The sequence below is a fragment of the Natrarchaeobaculum aegyptiacum genome (assembly GCF_002156705.1).
Taxonomy (GTDB): Archaea; Halobacteriota; Halobacteria; order Halobacteriales; family Natrialbaceae; genus Natrarchaeobaculum; species Natrarchaeobaculum aegyptiacum.
Genome location: NZ_CP019893.1, coordinates 2,025,979 through 2,044,276, shown reverse-complemented (window position 1 = coordinate 2,044,276; position 18,298 = coordinate 2,025,979). Strand labels below are relative to the sequence as shown.

Annotated in this window: 15 protein-coding genes; 8 read left to right on the top strand and 7 right to left on the bottom strand. The window is 65.4% G+C overall.

Annotated features, from left to right (window positions below; all coding sequences use genetic code 11):
- Positions 1 to 160 precede the first annotated feature (160 nt).
- The gene (locus tag B1756_RS10030) at positions 161 to 787 is read left to right on the top strand and encodes a methyltransferase domain-containing protein (RefSeq protein WP_086888408.1); all 627 of its coding nucleotides are present in this window, start codon (positions 161 to 163) and stop codon (positions 785 to 787) included.
- Between the two features lie 9 nt (positions 788 to 796).
- Here the strand turns inward: B1756_RS10030 and B1756_RS10025 are convergent, their stop codons facing one another.
- A complete protein-coding gene (locus B1756_RS10025; protein ID WP_228434318.1) occupies positions 797 to 1,315 on the bottom strand; it encodes a type IV pilin domain-containing protein in 519 nt (172 codons plus the stop codon).
- Between the two features lie 137 nt (positions 1,316 to 1,452).
- On the bottom strand, positions 1,453 to 2,700 hold the full coding sequence (locus B1756_RS10020; protein WP_086888407.1) for a DUF7096 domain-containing protein: 1,248 nt from the start codon (positions 2,698 to 2,700) through the stop codon (positions 1,453 to 1,455).
- Between the two features lie 193 nt (positions 2,701 to 2,893).
- Between B1756_RS10020 and B1756_RS10015 the strand changes: the two genes are divergently transcribed.
- Complete coding sequence (locus B1756_RS10015) at positions 2,894 to 4,243, top strand: helix-turn-helix transcriptional regulator (RefSeq protein WP_186336445.1); 1,350 nt, start codon at positions 2,894 to 2,896, stop codon at positions 4,241 to 4,243.
- Positions 4,244 to 4,265: 22 nt separating this feature from the next.
- Here the strand turns inward: B1756_RS10015 and B1756_RS10010 are convergent, their stop codons facing one another.
- The gene (locus B1756_RS10010; protein WP_086888406.1) at positions 4,266 to 5,261 is read right to left on the bottom strand and encodes a radical SAM protein; all 996 of its coding nucleotides are present in this window, start codon (positions 5,259 to 5,261) and stop codon (positions 4,266 to 4,268) included.
- A gap of 116 nt (positions 5,262 to 5,377) precedes the next feature.
- On the opposite strand from B1756_RS10010, the gene B1756_RS10005 reads away from it, so the two are divergent.
- From B1756_RS10005 to B1756_RS09995, 3 genes are all read left to right on the top strand, one after another.
- Positions 5,378 to 7,243 (top strand): PAS domain-containing protein, encoded by a 1,866-nt coding sequence (locus B1756_RS10005; protein WP_086888405.1) that lies wholly within the window; start codon positions 5,378 to 5,380, stop codon positions 7,241 to 7,243.
- A gap of 99 nt (positions 7,244 to 7,342) precedes the next feature.
- On the top strand, positions 7,343 to 8,476 hold the full coding sequence (locus tag B1756_RS10000; RefSeq protein WP_086890133.1) for a DUF373 family protein: 1,134 nt from the start codon (positions 7,343 to 7,345) through the stop codon (positions 8,474 to 8,476).
- Positions 8,477 to 8,595: 119 nt separating this feature from the next.
- Positions 8,596 to 9,714: an NAD(P)-dependent alcohol dehydrogenase gene (locus tag B1756_RS09995; RefSeq protein ID WP_086888404.1), complete on the top strand. Its 1,119-nt coding sequence runs from the start codon at positions 8,596 to 8,598 to the stop codon at positions 9,712 to 9,714.
- 18 nt (positions 9,715 to 9,732) lie between these two features.
- On the opposite strand, the gene B1756_RS09990 is transcribed toward B1756_RS09995, so the two are convergent.
- The 4 genes from B1756_RS09990 to B1756_RS09975 all read right to left on the bottom strand — a co-directional run bounded on the left by B1756_RS09990 (position 9,733) and on the right by B1756_RS09975 (position 15,548).
- Entirely contained in the window at positions 9,733 to 10,575 is an 843-nt protein-coding gene (locus B1756_RS09990; RefSeq protein ID WP_086888403.1) for a polyprenyl synthetase family protein, read from the bottom strand.
- 47 nt (positions 10,576 to 10,622) lie between these two features.
- Entirely contained in the window at positions 10,623 to 13,178 is a 2,556-nt protein-coding gene (locus B1756_RS09985; RefSeq protein WP_086888402.1) for a methyl-accepting chemotaxis protein, read from the bottom strand.
- A gap of 628 nt (positions 13,179 to 13,806) precedes the next feature.
- Positions 13,807 to 14,760, bottom strand: a complete 954-nt coding sequence (locus tag B1756_RS09980; RefSeq protein ID WP_086888401.1) for an electron transfer flavoprotein subunit alpha/FixB family protein — start codon at positions 14,758 to 14,760, stop codon at positions 13,807 to 13,809.
- Positions 14,757 to 15,548 (bottom strand): electron transfer flavoprotein subunit beta/FixA family protein, encoded by a 792-nt coding sequence (locus B1756_RS09975; RefSeq protein ID WP_086888400.1) that lies wholly within the window; start codon positions 15,546 to 15,548, stop codon positions 14,757 to 14,759. Before B1756_RS09975 ends, B1756_RS09980 begins: the two co-directional genes overlap by 4 nt.
- Before the next feature lie 206 nt (positions 15,549 to 15,754).
- Here B1756_RS09975 and B1756_RS09970 point away from each other — a divergent pair, with 206 nt between their 5' ends.
- The 3 genes from B1756_RS09970 to B1756_RS09960 all read left to right on the top strand — a co-directional run bounded on the left by B1756_RS09970 (position 15,755) and on the right by B1756_RS09960 (position 18,267).
- Positions 15,755 to 16,204: a TRAM domain-containing protein gene (locus B1756_RS09970; RefSeq protein ID WP_086888399.1), complete on the top strand. Its 450-nt coding sequence runs from the start codon at positions 15,755 to 15,757 to the stop codon at positions 16,202 to 16,204.
- Positions 16,205 to 16,468: 264 nt separating this feature from the next.
- Positions 16,469 to 17,758 (top strand): MgtC/SapB family protein, encoded by a 1,290-nt coding sequence (locus tag B1756_RS09965; protein WP_086890132.1) that lies wholly within the window; start codon positions 16,469 to 16,471, stop codon positions 17,756 to 17,758.
- A 137-nt stretch (positions 17,759 to 17,895) separates the two neighbouring features.
- On the top strand, positions 17,896 to 18,267 hold the full coding sequence (locus B1756_RS09960; protein WP_086888398.1) for a hypothetical protein: 372 nt from the start codon (positions 17,896 to 17,898) through the stop codon (positions 18,265 to 18,267).
- The last annotated feature ends 31 nt before the right edge of the window (positions 18,268 to 18,298 follow it).

Here is an 18,298-nt window from a genome sequence, read left to right as displayed (position 1 = left end):
GAGCCTCGAAAGGCGGTTTCGGCCACAGCGCGTTCAGGACCAATTTCACGGCATTCGAACCCCGCGACATCGAGACCGACGAGAGGGTGCTGATCCACTGGCCACCGACGAACCGATCGGAACAGTAGACATATCCCCCTCGAGCGAAAATCACCGACCAATGGGAATTCTCGAGAACAAGGGCCGGGCACGGCTGTTCTACAGGTACCTCTCGAAGGTGTACGACGAGATCAACCCCTTCATCTGGAACGAGGAGATGCGCACCGAGGCTCTCGAACTGCTCGACCTCGAGGACGACATGACCGTCCTCGACGTCGGCTGTGGCACCGGGTTCGCGACCGAGGGACTCCTCGAGCACGTCGACGAGGTGTACGCCGTCGACCAGAGCGAACACCAGCTCGAGCGCGCCTACGCGAAGTTCGGTAAGCGGGCACCGCCGGTGCACTTCCACCGCGGCGACGCAGAGCGCCTGCCGTTCGCGACCGACACGTTCGACGTCGTCTGGTCGTCCGGGTCGATCGAGTACTGGCCGAACCCCGTGCTCGCGCTCCGGGAGTTCAACCGCGTCCTGAAACCCGGCGGACAGGTGCTCGTCGTCGGGCCGAACTACCCCGACAACCCGGTCACGCAGGCGCTGGCCGACGCGATCATGCTCTTCTACGACGAGTACGAGGCCGACCGGATGTTCAAGCGCGCCGGTTTCGAGGACGTCAAACACATGTTCCAGGGGCCGTCCTACGAACCCGAAGTAGCGATCACGACGATCGCTCGCGCACCCGAGAACTGAACCTCGTTTTCACACCGCCGTCGTCTCGAGTCTCGCCACCTGCTGTCCGTCGACGGCCAGCGACACCCTCACCCGGTCGCCGGACTCGAGGACAGGATCGTTCGTACTCGCGAGCACGAACGCGACCCGTTCGCCGCTTCGCCAGACCGGGTCTGCTTCCTCGTTGAACGCCCCGCTCGGCGCGCCGTCGAATCCATCGGCCCCGACGAAGGGAACCGGCGGCTGATGGGTAAGGTCGGTTCCGTCGACCGCGACGACGATCGACAGGTCGCGGACGTCGATCTCGTCACCAGAGACGTGTTCGAGTCGAATCTCGTCCGTCTCGCCGTCGGCCTCGAGGTCGAACGTCGCAGTAGCGGGTGCCGTCCCGACAGACACCGACGTCAGCGCGACGGCGAGAACCCCTGCGAGACAGACGGTGATCGCGAGCAAGAGCACGACGCCGAGAACGGGACTGATCGCTCGCCCGTCCGAATCCGGGGCTTCGGCGTGGCAGCAATCCGTTCGCAGGATCGAGTCGGGGAACACACCCCGACGTGGCCGCCACTCGAGGGATAAACTCGCACCCAAATCGTTTCGATCGTCGTGGTCGACGCAGCTGGCCCAGGAGATCTGGTCGGTGACGGCGGCAAGGTAGTGAGGTGCTGAGTCGGCTGCCGAAAACGCTACAGGTCGATCGTCGCGCCAACGCTCCCGTCGTCGGTCTCTGCGGCCAGTTCGTACTCACCGATCGGCGGAACGAACAGATGCGTTCCCTCTGCGTCCGTTTCACCGACCTCCTGGCCGTCGATCGTGATCGTCGCCGCTACCGGGTCGCCCGTGTCTGCGTCGGTGACGGTCACTTCGACTGGACCGTCTGCTGGTGTGGCTTCGATGGCCAGTTCGAGGCCGTCGCCGGTCCAGGATTCGCGTTCTGCTGTCGGGAGCGCGTCGACGTCGAGTTCCTGATGTTCCCGGTGGATCTCGCCAGTGCCCGAGTCGATGTACGCCTGCAGGTAGAGTTCGTCGAGGTCGAACCTGACATCCTGGACGGATCCGGCGCTGACCTGGTGGGTCGGCTCACCACCAGTGGTCAAGCTAGCAGCCCACGGGTAGCGGTCGGCCGCGTAATCTGCGGCAGACTGATTTATACTGGCGAAGTAATCAGAGCTGTCAGACCCCCAGTTGTCGAATCGCGTCGTCTCGAGTCGATACGTCGAGTCGTCGATCGTTGACAGACGATAGCCGTCCTGTGAGGTGTGGATCGTTACGTCGAACGGTTCAGTACTGTCGACGGCAGCGCTGCGCATGGCGAGGTCGGACTGTATCGACGACTGGTGGAACTCGAGCACCCTGCTGTATTCGCGCTGTTGTCCGCTGCTCATCGAGTAGTCAGCGACCTCGTCGCTCCGCTCTTCGAGCGTCCTGAGGACGTCGTGTAACGCGATAGCTTCGTGGTAGTTTTGCACGAGGACCTGGAGGAGTTCTGCATCCGATCGCTCGCCCTCGGCGTGTTCGCGAACCGCCGTTCGCTCGCGGGACTCGAGGTCGTCGATACGGTCGTCGAGGTCGGCCTCGAGCGACTCGAGCATCGCGGCTCGCTCGGTCTCGGTGGCCTCGTCGAACTCGCGGTCGGCGAGCGTGAACTGGGCGTGGTCGGCCCGGAGCGCACTATCAGAACCCGCGAGCGTCGATCCGAGGTCGGCGCCGTGGGACGCGTAGGACGTCTCGACCGGCTCGACCAGCGACAGCCGGTTGGTCGTTTCACTCGCCTCGGTCAGCGAGGGGTGGAGGGCAGGCCCATCTCCAGGGCTGGAGAGGGCGACGGGGTCAGCGTCGGCGTGACTCCCGCCCGGGTCGGCCGCGGCCAGCGTCACCGCCGGGACCGACAGGACGAGCAGTAACGCGAGGAGGGGAGCCGTCGCGTTGGTCATCGACTCACCGTACGGCCTCCTGATATAAAAGGTGGTCGTAACGCCAGTTTCCCCGATACAAGGAGTGGTTCCCCGCCCGATCGTCGATGGAAACGACGGAATCTGGACGGTCGAGACCCTTCAGGACCGTCAATAACGTTTTATTTTCGGATGGAAAGTGTTTTTTCCCCCGGGGAACCACCCGTTGGTAGGCATGCGGGTCCCCTCCACCGTTACGCTCGCCCTGACAGCCCTCCTCGTCACGTCACTTCTGGGGTCGGTGGCGGCTGCAGCACCCGCGACCGGTATCGCCGCCCAGCCGGTCATGGAACACGAGTCCGATCAGCGGTACGAACTGACTACCCACACCTCCCCCCAGCACGAGTCGACGGCGACACCGCTCGCCAGCCAGTCGACGGACGCCCACCTGCAAACGACCGCCTCGAGCGACGGGGCACCGCTCGAGCCGGCCGATCCCCGACAGGTGATCCGGATCGAAGTCGACGAAACTGGCGACGCCCACTGGACGATCGAGAGCCGGTTTCTCGTGACCGACGACGAGGACGAGAGACTGTTCGACGAGTACGCGACCGCGGTCGTCGAGGGCGAACGCGAGAGCGTCTTCGAGCCCGAACTCTTCGACGCCAACGTCGAACTCGCGTCGGCAGCGACGGGTCGCGAGATGGCGATCCAGAACGCCGGCTGGGATCAGCCCCGTCTCGAGGCACCCGCAGACGACCTCGAGGACGACGCCGAAGACGACGACGTGCAGGTCGGCGTCGTTTCGTACTCGTTCACGTGGACGAACTTCGCCGCCGTCGAGGACGACCAGATCCACTTCGGCGACGCGTTCCAGACCCCCGGCAGCGAGGAGACCTGGTTCCCCGCACTGGTCGACGGCCAGCGCCTCGAGATCGAACGCCCGCCGGGCTACGCGCTGGACACCGCGACGGGCCTCACCTGGAACGGGCCCCACCAGTTCGAACCCGGCGACCTCGAGATCGTCTTCGTCCCGAGTGCCGGCGTCTCCTCGGCGGTTGGATCGTGGTGGATCGCCGCCGGTGTCGTCGGCATCCTTCTCGGCGCTGGTGGATACGTCCTCCTGCGCTATGTCCGCGAGCGCAGCGGGATCGACCTCCCGAACGGTCTGCTTCCGGGAATTCTCGATCGAGAGTCGAATCCTCCCGCTACGACCAGCGACGAGGCAGGGACCGACGACCACCGGGCCGCCAGTAGACCGGACGACCGTCGCGACCCCGACGCGGAACCAGCCCACTCCAGCGCAGCCGACGCATCGACCGGCACCCGGATCGAATACGACGAGGATCTGGACGACGACGTCGACCTCGAGCTGTTGAGCGACGAAGAGCGCGTCCACCGGTTGCTCAGGCAAAACGGTGGCCGAATGAAACAGGCCAACATCGTCAAAGAGACCGGCTGGTCGAACGCCAAGGTCTCCCAGTTGCTCTCGAAGATGGACGACGACGGCGAAATCGAGAAGCTCCGAATCGGTCGAGAGAACCTGATCACGTTACCCGAAGTCGACCCGACCGAGGTCGACTGAACGCGAGAGGCGAAGGGTACGATTACGCCAGCGGCGTCCGCTCGACTACCTGCCCGTCGTAACTCGGATACTGCTCGACGATTTCGCCGTCCTCGAGGTCGCCCTCCTCGATCATCTCCTCGAGTAACCACCAGGCGACCTCGACGTGGTTCGATTTGACGGTGTAGAACTCCTCGGGGACGCCGAGTTCCTCGAAGCGAGCGGGGTCGGTGTAGGTCTTCCCGTAGACGAGGGTGCCGTCGTCGGTCACATCGTCGAAGTCACGGCGGACGTTGCGGGCCATCCGCTTGAGACGGCGGCGGTGCTGGGCAGCGTCTTTGAACACCGAGGTGCAGAAGTAGACCCGCGGGTGGTCGCCCATCACCTCGAGGATCTCCTCGCGGCCACCCTCGACGGCGCTCATGTGGCCTTCCTTGAGTTCGAAGCCCTGCTCTTGCATCCGGCGGAAGTTGCCGTGGGACATCTCGAATTCGTTGACGTTGCAGAACTCGGCGGCACCCTCGTCCAGAAACTCGAGGAACTCCGGTTCGGGGCGAATGCCGGGGATCTCGAACGAAGGAGTGAGCCCCTCTTCGCGAGCGATATAGAGGATATCTTCCCACTCGGTCCCGTGGAGGTCGCCCCACTGCTCGAGTGGCGGGTGGAACCGAATCTCGTCGAGTCCCGCCTCCGAGAGCCGACGCATGTTCTCGCGGCCGCCCGTGATCCCCGTGTAGAGGTGGGTGTGGTGGTCCTCGCCGAACTCGTCTTTGAGCAGTGAAAGGTAGTGACAGGTGCGGTCGAGCGCTTCCTGGGGTTCGCCACCGGTGATCGACGTCCCGAGGGCATCCATCCGGTGAGCCTCCTCGAGGACGTCTGCGTCGTCTTCGACGAGGCGTTCGTTCGCGTAGACGTCGGTGACGTTCTTGCGGTTCTCACCGAGGGGGCAGTAAAAGCAGTCACGCTGGTCGCAGTAACCGTAGACGAACAGCACCATCTTCCCACCTTTCGCGCACTGCTCACAGCCCCGAGAGATCATTCGAGCGTCTCTAGACGGCCGGGTCACAAAAGCCGCACGAAACGGACCGACCCGGATCGAGTGACAGTCGTTCCAGCAAGAACAATTATGTAGATCTGTACCCTGTCGTTTGGTCAATGCAATCCGGGACGACCGTACTCTGTGTCGACGACGACCCGGATCACCTCGAGTTGACGGCGACTATGCTCGAGCGGGCGAGCGACGCGATCGACGTGATCACGGCCCGGTCTGGGGCCGACGGGCTCGAGCGTCTCGAGGTCGGTGACGTCGAGTGCATCGTCAGCGACTACGAGATGCCGGGGATGGACGGCCTCGAATTTCTCGAGGGGGTTCGAGCGCGCGAGCCGGACGTGCCGTTCGTGCTCTTCACCGGTCGGGATCCGGACGCGGTCGCCCGGGAGGCGATCGAGGCCGGTGCGACGGATTACCTCAGGAAAGGGGCGGGTACCGGACAGTACGCCGTGCTCGCAAACCGGATCGAACACGCAGTCGAGCGACGGCGAGCCGAACGTGCCCGTCGGGAACACACGCGAGACCTCGAGCGGTACCGGACGCTCGTCGAGACCGCCGGAGACCCGATGTACGTCCTCGACGAGCATGGCCGGTGTCTGATCGCAAACGAAGCGCTGGGAGAGTTCGTCGATCAGGACCCGGCGGACCTGGTCGGCGAGGAGTTACGGAAATTCGTCGACGACGACGCCTACGAGGAGGGAGCGGCGGCGCTCGCAGCGCTCCAGGAGACGGGGAAACGGCGGACGAAAATCGAGTTTGCCGTCGACCGGAGTGACGAAGACGGTGGCGAGGACGTTCGGATCGGCGAGGTCCACATCGCCAGACTGACCGACGACGACGGTGCGTACGCCGGTTCGGCGAACGTCATCCGGGACGTCACCGACCGGACCATGCGGGAACGGACGCTCGAGCGCTACGAGCGCGTGGTCGAACTGGCACCGACGGCGCTGTTTATCCTCGACGAAAACGGTGTCATCACCTGGTTCAACGACGAATTCGTCGCGTCATACGAGGAGGACGCCGACGAACTTCGCGGAACGTCGTTCCCCGACCTCGTCGACCGCGGATACTACGACGAGGCCGTGATCGACCGGTACGCAACACACGTCAGGCAGTTACTCTCCTCGTCGAACGACCGCGAGCGAGCGATCTATCAGGTCGAGTTTTACCTGTCGAACGGCGACACGAGAATTCACGACGTCCACACCGAATTGCTCCCGCTCGAGAACGGCCAGTTTTCGGGCACGATTCACGCGATCCGCGACGTCACGCGTCGACACCGCTCCCAGCGCCAGCTCGAGCGACAGAACGAACGCCTCGAGCAGTTCGCGAGCATCGTCTCTCACGACCTCCGAAACCCGCTGAACGTCGCCGAGGGCCACCTCGAGTTACACGCCGAGTCCTGTGCCGACGCGGCAGACCTCGACCCCGTCCGTCGGTCTCACGAGCGGATGGGCGAGTTGATCGAGGAGCTACTCTCACTGGCGCGCGAGGGGGATACGGTCGGCGAGACGAACGCGGTCTCGCTCCGGGCGCTCGTCCGGGACGCCTGGCAGAACGTCGAGACGGGTGACGCCCGTCTCGAGGCCGACGTCGAGGGAACCATCGTCGCCGACGAAGGGCGCGTTCGGGAGTTGTTCGAGAATCTCTTCCGGAATTCGGTCGAGCACGCGGGAGACCATAGCGACGGCACCGATGGCCGGCTGACGTTATCCGTGGGGCTGATGGGAACGGCATCGAACGACGGTGCAGACACCCCGTCAGGCTGGTACGTCGCCGACGACGGTCCCGGCCTCCCGGACGACGAGTCGATCTTCGAGTTCGGGTACACGACACGCGAGGACGGAACCGGGCTGGGGCTGGCGATCGTCGCGGAGATCGTCGAGGCCCACGGCTGGTCGATCGACGCTGCCGAGAGCGCCGACGGGGGCGCACGGTTCGACGTTCGGGACGTGACCTTTCTCGAGTAACTGACCGTCGAACGGTGACGGAGCGAAGGTGGAAGGTTGCTGCTCACAGACGTGTCAACCCCAGAAGAGGGAAGTACCGCGACGGCCAACGAGAACTCGATGTTGCTGGTGCTGTGTGTCGACCTCGACGACGACCTCGGGCGAAAGACCGGCTTCTCGACGCCGGTCATCGGCCGCGAGCCGGTCGAAGAGGCGGCCGTCGCGCTCGCGACCGCAGACCCCGAAGACTCCGACGTCAACGTGATCTTTCAGGGGCTGTCGATCTACGACGACCTCGCGGGACGCGACGAGAGCGTCGAGGTCGCGGTCGTCACCGGCACCGAGGGCAGCGACGTGGAGGCGAACCGGCAGGTCGGTCGCGAGGTCGACACTGTTCTCGCGAACATCGCGACCGCCGAAGACGTCACCGCGCTCGTGATCACCGACGGCGCGCAGGACGAGTCGGTCATCCCGGTCATCCGCTCGCGGGTTCCCATCGACGGCGTCCGCCGGGTCGTCGTCCGGCAGGCCCAGAACCTCGAGTCGATGTACTACACGATCAAGCAGGTGCTCGACGACCCCGAAACGCGCGGAACCGTGCTCATCCCGCTCGGAATCTTGCTGCTCATCTACCCGCTCGCGCTGATCGGCAGCGCGATGGAGTGGCCGGGGTTCGTCCTCGGTACCACGTCGGCCCTGCTGGGGCTTTACCTCATCTCGCGGGGCCTCGGTCTCGGCGATCGACTGGACGTGGCCGTCGAACGGGCGCGCCGGTCGCTGTACGCCGGTCGAACGACGCTGCTGGCATACGTCGTCGCCGCCACCCTGTTCGTCCTCGGTGGCGTCAGCGGGATGAATACCCTGGAACAGACGGAGGCGGTCCACGGCGACCTCGAGATTCCGACGATGCTCGCGGCGCTCGTCTACGGCTCGATCCAGTGGCTCGCCGCAGCGGGCGTCACGACCAGTCTCGGACAGATCACCGACGAGTACATCGCCGGGAACCTCGAGTGGCGTTACCTCAACGCCCCGTTCTACGTGGTCTCGATCGCCATCGTCCTCCACGCGGTGAGCGCCTTCTTCCTCGGTCTGGTCGGAATCAGCTACCTCGCGGCGGCGCTGACCGTCGGCACCCTCCTCGGCATCGTCAGCACGCTCGCGTTCGCCGTCCTCGAATCGTGGTACGTAGATGGCGAGTCGGGCGGCGACGGTGAAACCGACGCAGAGGCAACGCGAGTCGATCGCGCCGACTGAGTTCGGCTGCTCCGTCCCGCGGATCGTCGACGACCGCGTCGACCCGTCGCGGTCGGCATCAGTCGTGTTTCGTGATACCAACGGCCAACCTCTTACCGACTGCTGTGGTAGGGACCACCATGGAAATCGAAGCCGCAGTCGTTTCCGAAGAGGGTGGATCGTTCGACATCGAGACCGTCGACCTCGAGGAGCCTCGGGCAGCGGAGGTACTCGTCCGGATCGTCGGCGTTGGCGTCTGCCACACCGACCTGATCGTTCGTGATCAGTTGTATCCGACGCCGCTGCCGGCCGTCCTGGGCCACGAAGGCTCCGGCGTCGTCGAGGACGTCGGCGCAAACGTCACCACCGTCGAACCCGGCGACCACGTGGTGCTGAGCTTCGACTACGACGACGAGTGTCCGAGCTGTCAGGCCGGCCATCCCGCCTACTGCGCGTCGTTCTTCGAACACAACTTCGCTGGCGCACGGCCCGAAGACGGCACCTCACCGCTCGCTGCCGACGGCGACCGGGTCAGCGGCCGCTTCTTCGGCCAGTCGTCGTTCGCCACCCACGCCATCGCCACCGAACGAAACGTCGTTCCCGTCGAGAACGATGACGACGTCCCCCTCGAGTTGCTGGGCCCGCTCGGCTGTGGCATCCAGACCGGCGCCGGCGGCGTCATCAACACGCTCGCGCCCACCGCCGGCTCGTCGATCGCCGTCTTCGGCGCCGGCTCGGTCGGTCTCTCGGCCGTGATGGCCGCCGACGTCGTCGGCTGTACGGAGGTCCTCTCGATCGACCTCGAGGAGAACCGCCTCGAGAAGGCCGCAGAGCTCGGTGCGACAGAGACGGTGAACCCCGAAAACGTCGACGACGTCGTCGAAACCATCACGGATCTGACCAGTGGCGGCGTCGACTACGCTCTCGAGACGACCGGGGTCCCAGAAGTCGCAGAACAGGCCGTCGACGTACTCACCCAGCGCGGCACCCTCGGGGTCATCGGCGCACCGGCCCTCGGGACGCGGGCGAGCTACGACGTCAACGATCTCATTCTCAACGGCCGGTCGATCACCGGTATCGTCGAAGGTGACTCGAATCCACAGGAGTTCATCCCCGACCTCGTCGACCTCTACCGCCAGGGCACGTTCCCGTTCGACGAACTCGTCACCTACTACGACTTCGAGGAGATCGAATCCGCCGTCGAGGATTCGGAGAGCGGCGAGACGATCAAGCCGGTGTTGCGGGTCAGCGAACCCTGAAATAGACACAGCGACCGCTCAGCGATCGCGCTCGACCACGAACTCCGCCAGCTCGAGCAGGTAGGCTTCTGCCTCCGGATCGGCCACCTCGACCCGCTCGAGGGCGTCGATGGCCCGGTCGGCTTCCGCCCGGGCGCGGGCGTTGGCCTCCTCGGGGGTGAGTTCGGTCACCTGAACGAGTGACGGGCGTTCTAGGGCGGCGTCGTGGCCGGTCGGTTTTCCGAGGTCGTCGGCGTCGGCGACGGCGTCGAGGACGTCGTCTCTGATCTGGAAGGCGATGCCGACCCGTTCTGCGTACTCACCGAGGGCCTCGACGGTGACGCCGTCGGAGTCGGCGGCAATCGCGCCGAGTTCGGCCGCCGCCCGGAAGAGTGCGCCCGTCTTTCGCCGGGCGAGAGTCATGTACTCGTCTTCGTTGGTCGGAGTCGCAGAGAGTTCGGTGGCCTCGCCGATTCCGAGTTCGACCATCGCCTCGGCGACGACACGGGTAGCGTCCGGATCCGCCGAGAAGAGGGCGAACGCCTCACCCAGCAGGCCGTCACTCGTCACGATCGCCGGCCCGTAGCCGAACTCGGCCCAGGCGCTCTGGGTGCCACGGCGGAGCGCCGAGCGGTCGATGATGTCGTCGACGACGAGTGACGCGGTGTGGACGAGCTCGATGCCGACACCGAAGTCGACGGCGTCCTCGGCACCCCCGCCGACGGTCTCACACGAGAGAACCGTCACCATCGGCCTGACCCGCTTTCCCCCCGACAGCGTCGCGTGGCGAACTTCCGACCTGAGCGTCCCGGGTTCGATCCCGTCGACGACGTCGACGAGTCGATCCTCGATCAGCGCCCGACGGCGCTCCAGAAGTTCCATTACCGGGCTTTAGGAGAGGGTAAAAAAGTAGGTGACGGTTCGGTGCCCTATCGGTCGTCGGCTCCCTCGTCAAACTGGAACATCGTTGGCTCGTCAGCGGCGTCCGTGTCATCCGCGTCGTCCGAATCTGTGCCGTCGGCTCCCGAACCGTCCGCATCGTCGGTCACCGAATCCATCCCATCGTCGCTCCCTATCCCGTCGTCGACGTCGACCTCGGCACCGTCGCCGCCGTCACCGCCGCCGATACGGACGCCGAGTCCGCTCGGATCAGGCAGCGCGATCGGTTCGTCGTCCTCCTCGGACATCGAACCAGCGGCCGCCGACGCGAGGTCGACCTCCGCACCCGCGTCGGGGTCCGTCTCGAAGTGCTCGAGCGACTCCGAGAGCTGGGCGGCCTGCCCCGCGAGGGTGCTCGCACTCCGGGAGACCTCCGTGAGCGCCGTCGTCTGTTCTTCGGCCGCCGCGGCGACCGTCTCGCTCTCCGCGCTCGTCTCTTCGGCGATCGTCGCCACCTCGTCGGCCATCGCGACGACCTCCTGGACCGACGCGGCCTGCTGGTCGGTCGCCGCAGAGATCTCCTGGACGCCGACGTTCGTCTCGGTCGCGTAGCCGGCGATCTCCTCGAGCGCTTCGGCAGCGCGTTCGATCGAGTCGCTGTGTTCGGTCACCCGCTCGCTGCTTTCCTGGACGGCCTCGGCCGTCTGGTCGGTCTGGGACTGGATCCGAGCGAGTCGCTGCTCGATGTCGTTTGCAGCGGACTTCGTCTCCGCGGCCAGTTCCTTGACCTCACCCGCGACCGCCGCGAAGCCCTCGTTGGACTCACCCGACCGCGAGGCCTCGATGTTGGCGTTCAGCGCCAGCATGTTCGTCTGCTCTGCGACCTCGGTGATGAACTCGAGCAAGTCGTCGATCTGTTCGACCTCCGCCGCGAGGCGATCGATCTCCTCGACGGCGGCCTCGGAATCGGACTCGATCGCGTCCAGTCCCTCGATCGCTTCCTGGGCAGCCTGCCGACCCTGCCGACCCGTCTTGGCCGTCCGCTCGGCGATGTCGGCGACCTGATCTGAGGAGGCGGCGATCTCCTCGGTCGTCGTCGACAGGTCTTCCATCTCGCCAGTCACTGCCTGCATCTGGTCGTTCTGCCGGTCCGCACCCGCCGAAATCTCCTGAATCGATTCGCTGACCTGCACCGACGCCGAGTGAACCTCCTCGTTCGAGGCCGTCACCTCCTCGGAGGCCGTTGCAACCTCGCGAGCGAAGGACTTGACCGCGGCCGTCGTCGCCTCGAGTTCGGCGATCATCTCGTTGAACTCGGTGGCGATCTCGGTCATCGCCTCGTTGTCGCTGTCGGGATCCATCCGCGCCGTCAGGTCCCCGGTCGCACAGGTCTGCATCACTTCGCGGTACTCCTGGGCTTTCGACTCGAGGTGGCGGTTGATGCGCTCGGTCTCGGCCTGAGCGGTTTCGGCCTCGTCGCGGGCCTCCGTCGCCTCCCTGATCTGGTCTTTTAGCGACCAGCGCATGCTGTCGAAGCCGTCGTAGAGGCGGCCGATACTGTCGATCCGCGGGGACTCGAGGTCGACGTCGAGATCGCCCTCCTCCATCCGGGCGGCCTTGCTGGTGAGTCGATCGATCGACCGGGAGGTGTTCCAGCCGATTACGGCCCCGACCGCGCCGACGAGCGCGACCGCGACGATCGTCGCGAGACTACCGTAAAGCATGACGTCGTCTGCGAAACCGTAGGCCTCAGCGGTCGAGGTGTGGACGAGTGCCACCCAGTCAGTGCCGGGGACCGTCGAGTAGCCGACGACGTACGACTCCGTCCCGACTACGTCTGCGTCGGTGAGGAAGCCGCCAGCCTGCTCGACTTCCATCCCGCCAGCGTCACTCGTGGACAGCTCCCCGGCCGCCCGGATCGGTGCGTCGTCCTCGTCGTAGGACTCGAGGACGGCACTCCAGGTCTCGTCGAACGCGACCGTGCCACTGCCGTCGACGACGACGGTATGGGTCGCGTCGGCGCTGCTGACGGGGTAGTCCGACAGCGGAACCGTGTAGACCAGTACCTGACCGTCCGGGACGTCGCCGCTGTCGGTCACGTACGCGACGCGCGGTTCGCTGCCGTCGACGCCACCGCTCCGGTAGGCGTCGGTCACGTACGTCCCCTCTCGCTCGTCGAGGTCGCCAACCCAGTCGCCCTGCAACTCGCCACCGGGGCTGACCTTCGAACTCGCGAGCACCTCGCCGTCGGTCTCGAGCACGTGGAAGTGGAGTTGTCCGACCCCGCCACCACCACGGTTGCTCGTCTCGGTCTGAACGTACTCCTGTACGGTCTCCGAGTCGGCCTCGAGGGCACTACTCCGGGCGACCGTCTCGAGGGTCTGGACGTTGTCGTCGTGGAACGCCCCCACGGCCTGTGACTGTTGGAGTGCGAGGGTCCCGTGATCCTCCGACACCGACGTCTGCACACCGTCGTGAACGAGCATCGTCCCGGCGAGTCCGACGCCACCGATCGCCACGCCGAGGACGACCAGCGCGATCGCGAACTTCAGCGCGTAACTGCGCCGAATAAATCGCGGGACGAGTTTCCGAAAGAGATCAGCCATGGGCAATAGATATTATCATCCCTTCATAAGTGTTTTTGATGTATTGTTCGATACAGATTGTCCGACTTGCCCCGGACTAAACCTCAGTAGAGGCCTCATACAAAGGCAAACTCGGCAATTTTATTCCCGACAACCCATCAGAGAATTCACAACCCGATAAGAGTTTCTTCGTCTCGGTCTGGCCGGGTGCCTGAACTCGTGTTCCCACGCCGAACACCAGCCAACAGGAGACGTAGACCGCTTCGCGCCCGACCGTGTCCCACTCGAGTTCGCGTCGCTCACGGCGTCGAGGTTCGGGATGGCGCGGCACGAAGCGCCGCGCTCTCACGCCGTTCGTGACCGCTCGCGCAAAAAATCTCGACCAAAAAACGTCGGAAGAACGGGGTTCTTCCGAGCCCTCGTTCCCGAGGAATGCCGCTCACTCACCGCGTTCGTTCGCGGTCGTTACTGGAACGCTTCGGTCAGCGCCGGCACCACGTCAGAACGACCTTTTTTCCACTCGGGTCACTCACGCCGTTCGTGACCGCTCGCGCAAAAAATCTCGACCAAAAAACGTCGGAAGAACGGGGTTCTTCCGAGCCCTCGTTCCCGAGAAATGCCGCTCACTCACCGCGTTCGTTCGCGGTCGTTACTGGAACTCTTCGGTCAGCGCCGGCACCACGTCGAAGAGGTCGTCGTGGATCGCGTAGTCGGCGATGTCCATGATCGGCGCGTTGGGGTCCGTGTTGATCGCCACGATCGTGTCGGAGCCTTTCATCCCGGCGACGTGCTGGACGGCACCGGAGATACCGATCGCGATGTAGACGTCCGGCGTGACGACCTTCCCGGACTGGCCGACCTGCCGGTTCTTCGGCAGCCAGCCGTTGTCGACGATCGGGCGCGACGAGGAGACCGTCGCATCGAGCGCCTCGGCCAGTTCCTCGATGATCGGCAGGTTGTCTTCCTCTTCGATCCCACGGCCAACGGAGACGAGCACGTCCGCCTCGCTGATGTCGACGTCGCCCCCGCCGACCTCCTCGAAGCCGGTGATCGTCGCCCCGAGGGCACCTTCGTCGATGTCGGCGTCGAACGCCTCGATCGGCGCGTCGCCGTCACCCTCCGCGACCGCCCACTCGGCCTCGCGGATCGTCACGATCGCCTGCCCCTCGAGGTCGGTCGTCGTCTCGACCTTGCCGCCGAACATCTCGCGGGTGACCGTCAGCGCGTCGCCGTCTGCGCTGAGGCCGACGGCGTCGGTGACGATCGGCAGGTCGAGGTCCGCCGCTACCGCGGGAGCGTAGTCGAGGCCGTTGACGCTGTTCGGCGTGAGAACGTACTGCGGCGCGAGCTCGTCGTAGAGCTGGGCGGTTGCCTGTGCGTAGACGCCGTGGTCGAACTCCTCACCCTCGTCGACGGTGTGGATGGCGTCGACGCCGTCGCGGTTGACGTCGGCGGCGAAAGCGTCGACGTCGCCGTTGATCACCGCGAGGTGGAGGTCGCCGCCGGTCTGGTCGGCGAGGTCGCGGCCGGCGGAGACGATCTCGTAGCTGACGTCGCGCAGTTCGCCCTGACGGTGGTCCGTGATCGCGAGAACGTCGCTCATGCGACCACCCCCTTGTCGCGGAGCAGGTCAGCTAACTCGCCGGCGGTCTCGTCGGCACCGCCCTCCCAGACGGTAACGTCGCTCTCGCTTTCTGGTTCGTACATGTCGGTCAGGGTGACCGCACCCTCGACGGCGCTCTCGTCGACACCGAGGTCGCCGAGGCTCTGGACGTCGAGTGGCTTGCGCTGGGCCTGTCGAATCCCGCGCAGGCTGGCGTAGCGGGGCTCGTTGATCCCGGTCTGGATCGTCAGCACCGCAGGCAGTTCGACGTCGGTGAGTTCTTCGATCCCGCCCTCGAGTTCGCGGCGGACGGAGGCGACGCCGTCCTCGAGGTCGTGCTCGAGGTGGTTGACGACGGCGGCCCACTCGAAGTCGAGTTCGTTCGCGAGGGCGACACCGGTTGCGCCCCAGCTGTCGTCACCGGACTGGACGCCGGTCAGGACGAGGTCGGGGTCCTCGTCTTCGATGACCGACTGGAGAATGTCGGTTTTCGCGCCGACGTCGAGGAGGTCGACGCCCTCGAGGGCGTCGTCCCAGACGCGGATGGCGCGGTCGGCACCCTTCGCAAGTGCCTGGCGGATTGTCTGTTCGGCGTCTTCCGGACCGATCGTGACCGTCACGACTTCGTCGGCGATGCCAGCTTCCTGGAGCTGGACGGCCTCTTCGACGGCGTAGTCGTCCCACTCGTTGAGATCGGCGCTCAGGTACTGACTGGCGATTTCAGTACCGTCGATCTCGAACTCGTCTTCGACGGTCGCGACCTCTTTGACCGTAACGAGGATCTTCATCGTTTGTCACTGCACCCTCACACCCGTAAACCTTTTCGAAACGCCGCTTCCGGTTGGTGACGTTCATTTAACACGTGTGGGAGAGGAAACGCGATCGGTTACCGGTGGTCGTCTGGCTCCCGGCGGCCGCTACCAGCGTTTGCGGCAATAGCGGTGCGCGACGGTGAGACGGAAACGGTTTAACGACGCCGCCGCTAGTGCGGGTTATGGCAGACTGTCCACTCGCCGACGACTGTCCGAGTTTTTCCGAGCGGATCGCCGGAATGGGGTGTCAACACTACGGCGACCGTGGCGGAAAAGAGTGGTGCAATCACTACAACCAGCCGATCCAGGATCTCAAGACCCAGCCAGTCAAGGCGGGTGAGGAAGTCGTCATCGACGTCGTCGACATGCACGAGAGCGGCGCTGGCGTCGGTCGAACCGAAGACGGGTTCATCGTGATGGTCGACGGCGTCATCCCCGAAGCTCGCGCCCGCGTCGAGATCACGCGCGTTCACAGCAACCACGCTCGGGCCGAGGAGATCGAGACCCTCCCGCTCGAGGAAGACGACGAGGGCGACGCTGATGACGACGCGGGTGAGAGTGAGACGGACGCGTCTGACGGGCCGACCCGACCACCAGAACTGGGCAGTCGAGAGAACTTCTGGGGGTCCTGATCGATCGGCACGAACAGGTCGTCCGGCCGGCCCGGCCGGCCATCGATCGACGGTAGTGAGTGACCCGAACGTCCGGACGAGAACGCGGTCGTCGGCTGTGGACAGTCACCGGGTGACCGCAGGTCCGGAAGTGTGACCACGCGTTCGCACCAGTTTCGACTCGGCACGCTGCTTATATTCGCCCGCGGGGTACGGCCGTGAGTGATCGACGATCCGTCGCACCTGGACGTGCACCTGCGAGTGTACGCGCAACTCCACTCGCAGGTGCGCCTCCAGCTTCAGCTGGCCGACGCACCGCTCGACGAGACGGTGGTCCGACTGGCGCTCGCCGCTGCACTGGGGATGTTTCTCGGCCTCGAGCGGGAGTGGTCACAGAAGCCGGCTGGCATCCGGACGTTCTCGCTGATCAGTCTGCTCGCAGCGGTGTTCACCCTGCTGGCGCTCGAGACGACCCTCGGCGTCGCATTGCTCGTCCTCGGTGGCATCCTCGTCATCGTCCAGGGCAGCGTACTGGCCGTCCAGGGGCTTCTCGGGGGCGAAGACGCGGGGCTCTCGCTGACGACGTCGGTCTCGATGCTGGTCGCCTACGGCGTCGGCGTGCTGGTCGCCGCCGGATTCATCCTCGAGGGCGTCACCGTCGCCGTCCTCTCGTCGTTGCTGCTCGTGTTGAAACGCGAACTCCACGAGTTCGCGTGGGGGCTCTCTCGCGAGGAGATGCGCGCGACGACGGAGTTCGCCATCCTCGCGTTCGTGATCTACCCGCTGTTGCCGCCGGAGTACGACGTCGAGGTCGCCGGACTCCTCCTGCCGCTCGAGCCCCAGATCATCTGGCTGATGGTCGTCGCTGTCGCGGGGATCGGCATCGTCAACTACGCGATCGTCTCCACCTACGGTGGCCGCGGGATCGCGGTGACGGGCTTTTTCGGCGGCCTCGCATCCTCGACGGCAGTCGTCGGGACGATGCTCGACCACGTGAGTCAGCGGCCCGAAGCCGCCTCCTACGCCGTCGCGGCGATTCTGCTGGCCAACGCGGCGATGGCAACCCGAAACCTCGCGATCGCCGTCGGTTTCACGATCGGAAGCGGGAGCGACGTGCTCATCGAGGCGGTCATCCCGCTCGGGGCGGTGATCCTGCTTGCGGTGGGGGTCGCCGCCTGGACCGCCGACTGGCGTGAATCGACGCCGATCGACCTCGAGAGCCCGTTTTCGATGCAGAACGCACTCGCGTTCGGCGGCGTCTTCCTCGTCGTCCTCGTGTTCGGCTCCCTCGCGGAGGCGTGGTTCGGCACCCTCGGGTTCTACGCGACGGCGGTCGCGAGCGGCTTCGTCTCGAGTGCCGGTGCGACCACCTCGGCAGTCGTGCTCTATCGCGGTGGCCAGCTCGGGCCGACGGAGGCGACCATCGCCATCCTGCTGGCGACGGTCTCGAGTATCGTGGTGAAGGCGGCGCTCGCGGGAACCTCGAGTGATCGCGATTTCCGCGTGCAGGTGGTGACCTACAGCGCGCTCCTGTTGCTCGGGGGCGCAGCGGCGTCGGTGCTGCTCGTGATCTGATGCGGATTCCTGTACCGATGTGCCGGCGCAACCGCGACCCAGGCAGCGGTTGGGCCGGAACTGACGGACAGTAAACCGTCTGAGTGTCGGCGTACGAAAGCCGGAGTCGTATCCGGGAACCGCACCTCCCGCCCGACATGATCGGTGCCTACACCATCGGCAAGAAGGCGGCGACGTTCGGGTTCAAACGCTACGGCGTCCCCGGTGCGGTCGCCACGGGTGGCGCAGCCCTGGTCGGCTACGTCATCGTCAAACGCGCGGTACGGTCCGCGACGGCTGCCGACGAGGACTCACTCACCGCTGCCATCGACGCCCAGTCGATCCAGACCGCCGTCGACGAACGCGGCCTCGAGGCCGTGACCGACGTCGGAACGCTCGAGCAGGCGATCCACCCGGACGAACTCGAGAAAGGCGTCGACGTCTCGGACCTCCAGTCGTCGGTCGACCGAGAGCGCGATGCACTCGAGAGGGACAACGGTATGGGTTCGACCGGCGCTGACGGATACTGACGGTGCACTGCGGGGCCAAGTGGCAAAGAAA

What these genes read in the sequence shown, in the direction of transcription:
- B1756_RS10015 (WP_186336445.1), top strand. Translation starts at nt 2,894, where the DNA reads ATGCGGGTCCCCTCCACCGTTACGCTCGCCCTGACAGCCCTCCTCGTC.
- B1756_RS09995 (WP_086888404.1), top strand. Translation starts at nt 8,596, where the DNA reads ATGGAAATCGAAGCCGCAGTCGTTTCCGAAGAGGGTGGATCGTTCGAC.
- B1756_RS10005 (WP_086888405.1), top strand. Translation starts at nt 5,378, where the DNA reads ATGCAATCCGGGACGACCGTACTCTGTGTCGACGACGACCCGGATCAC.
- B1756_RS09970 (WP_086888399.1), top strand. Translation starts at nt 15,755, where the DNA reads ATGGCAGACTGTCCACTCGCCGACGACTGTCCGAGTTTTTCCGAGCGG.
- B1756_RS09990 (WP_086888403.1), bottom strand. Translation starts at nt 10,575, where the DNA reads ATGGAACTTCTGGAGCGCCGTCGGGCGCTGATCGAGGATCGACTCGTC.
- B1756_RS09960 (WP_086888398.1), top strand. Translation starts at nt 17,896, where the DNA reads ATGATCGGTGCCTACACCATCGGCAAGAAGGCGGCGACGTTCGGGTTC.
- B1756_RS10010 (WP_086888406.1), bottom strand. Translation starts at nt 5,261, where the DNA reads ATGATCTCTCGGGGCTGTGAGCAGTGCGCGAAAGGTGGGAAGATGGTG.
- B1756_RS09980 (WP_086888401.1), bottom strand. Translation starts at nt 14,760, where the DNA reads ATGAGCGACGTTCTCGCGATCACGGACCACCGTCAGGGCGAACTGCGC.
- B1756_RS09985 (WP_086888402.1), bottom strand. Translation starts at nt 13,178, where the DNA reads ATGGCTGATCTCTTTCGGAAACTCGTCCCGCGATTTATTCGGCGCAGT.
- B1756_RS10030 (WP_086888408.1), top strand. Translation starts at nt 161, where the DNA reads ATGGGAATTCTCGAGAACAAGGGCCGGGCACGGCTGTTCTACAGGTAC.
- B1756_RS09975 (WP_086888400.1), bottom strand. Translation starts at nt 15,548, where the DNA reads ATGAAGATCCTCGTTACGGTCAAAGAGGTCGCGACCGTCGAAGACGAG.
- B1756_RS10020 (WP_086888407.1), bottom strand. Translation starts at nt 2,700, where the DNA reads ATGACCAACGCGACGGCTCCCCTCCTCGCGTTACTGCTCGTCCTGTCG.
- B1756_RS10000 (WP_086890133.1), top strand. Translation starts at nt 7,343, where the DNA reads ATGTTGCTGGTGCTGTGTGTCGACCTCGACGACGACCTCGGGCGAAAG.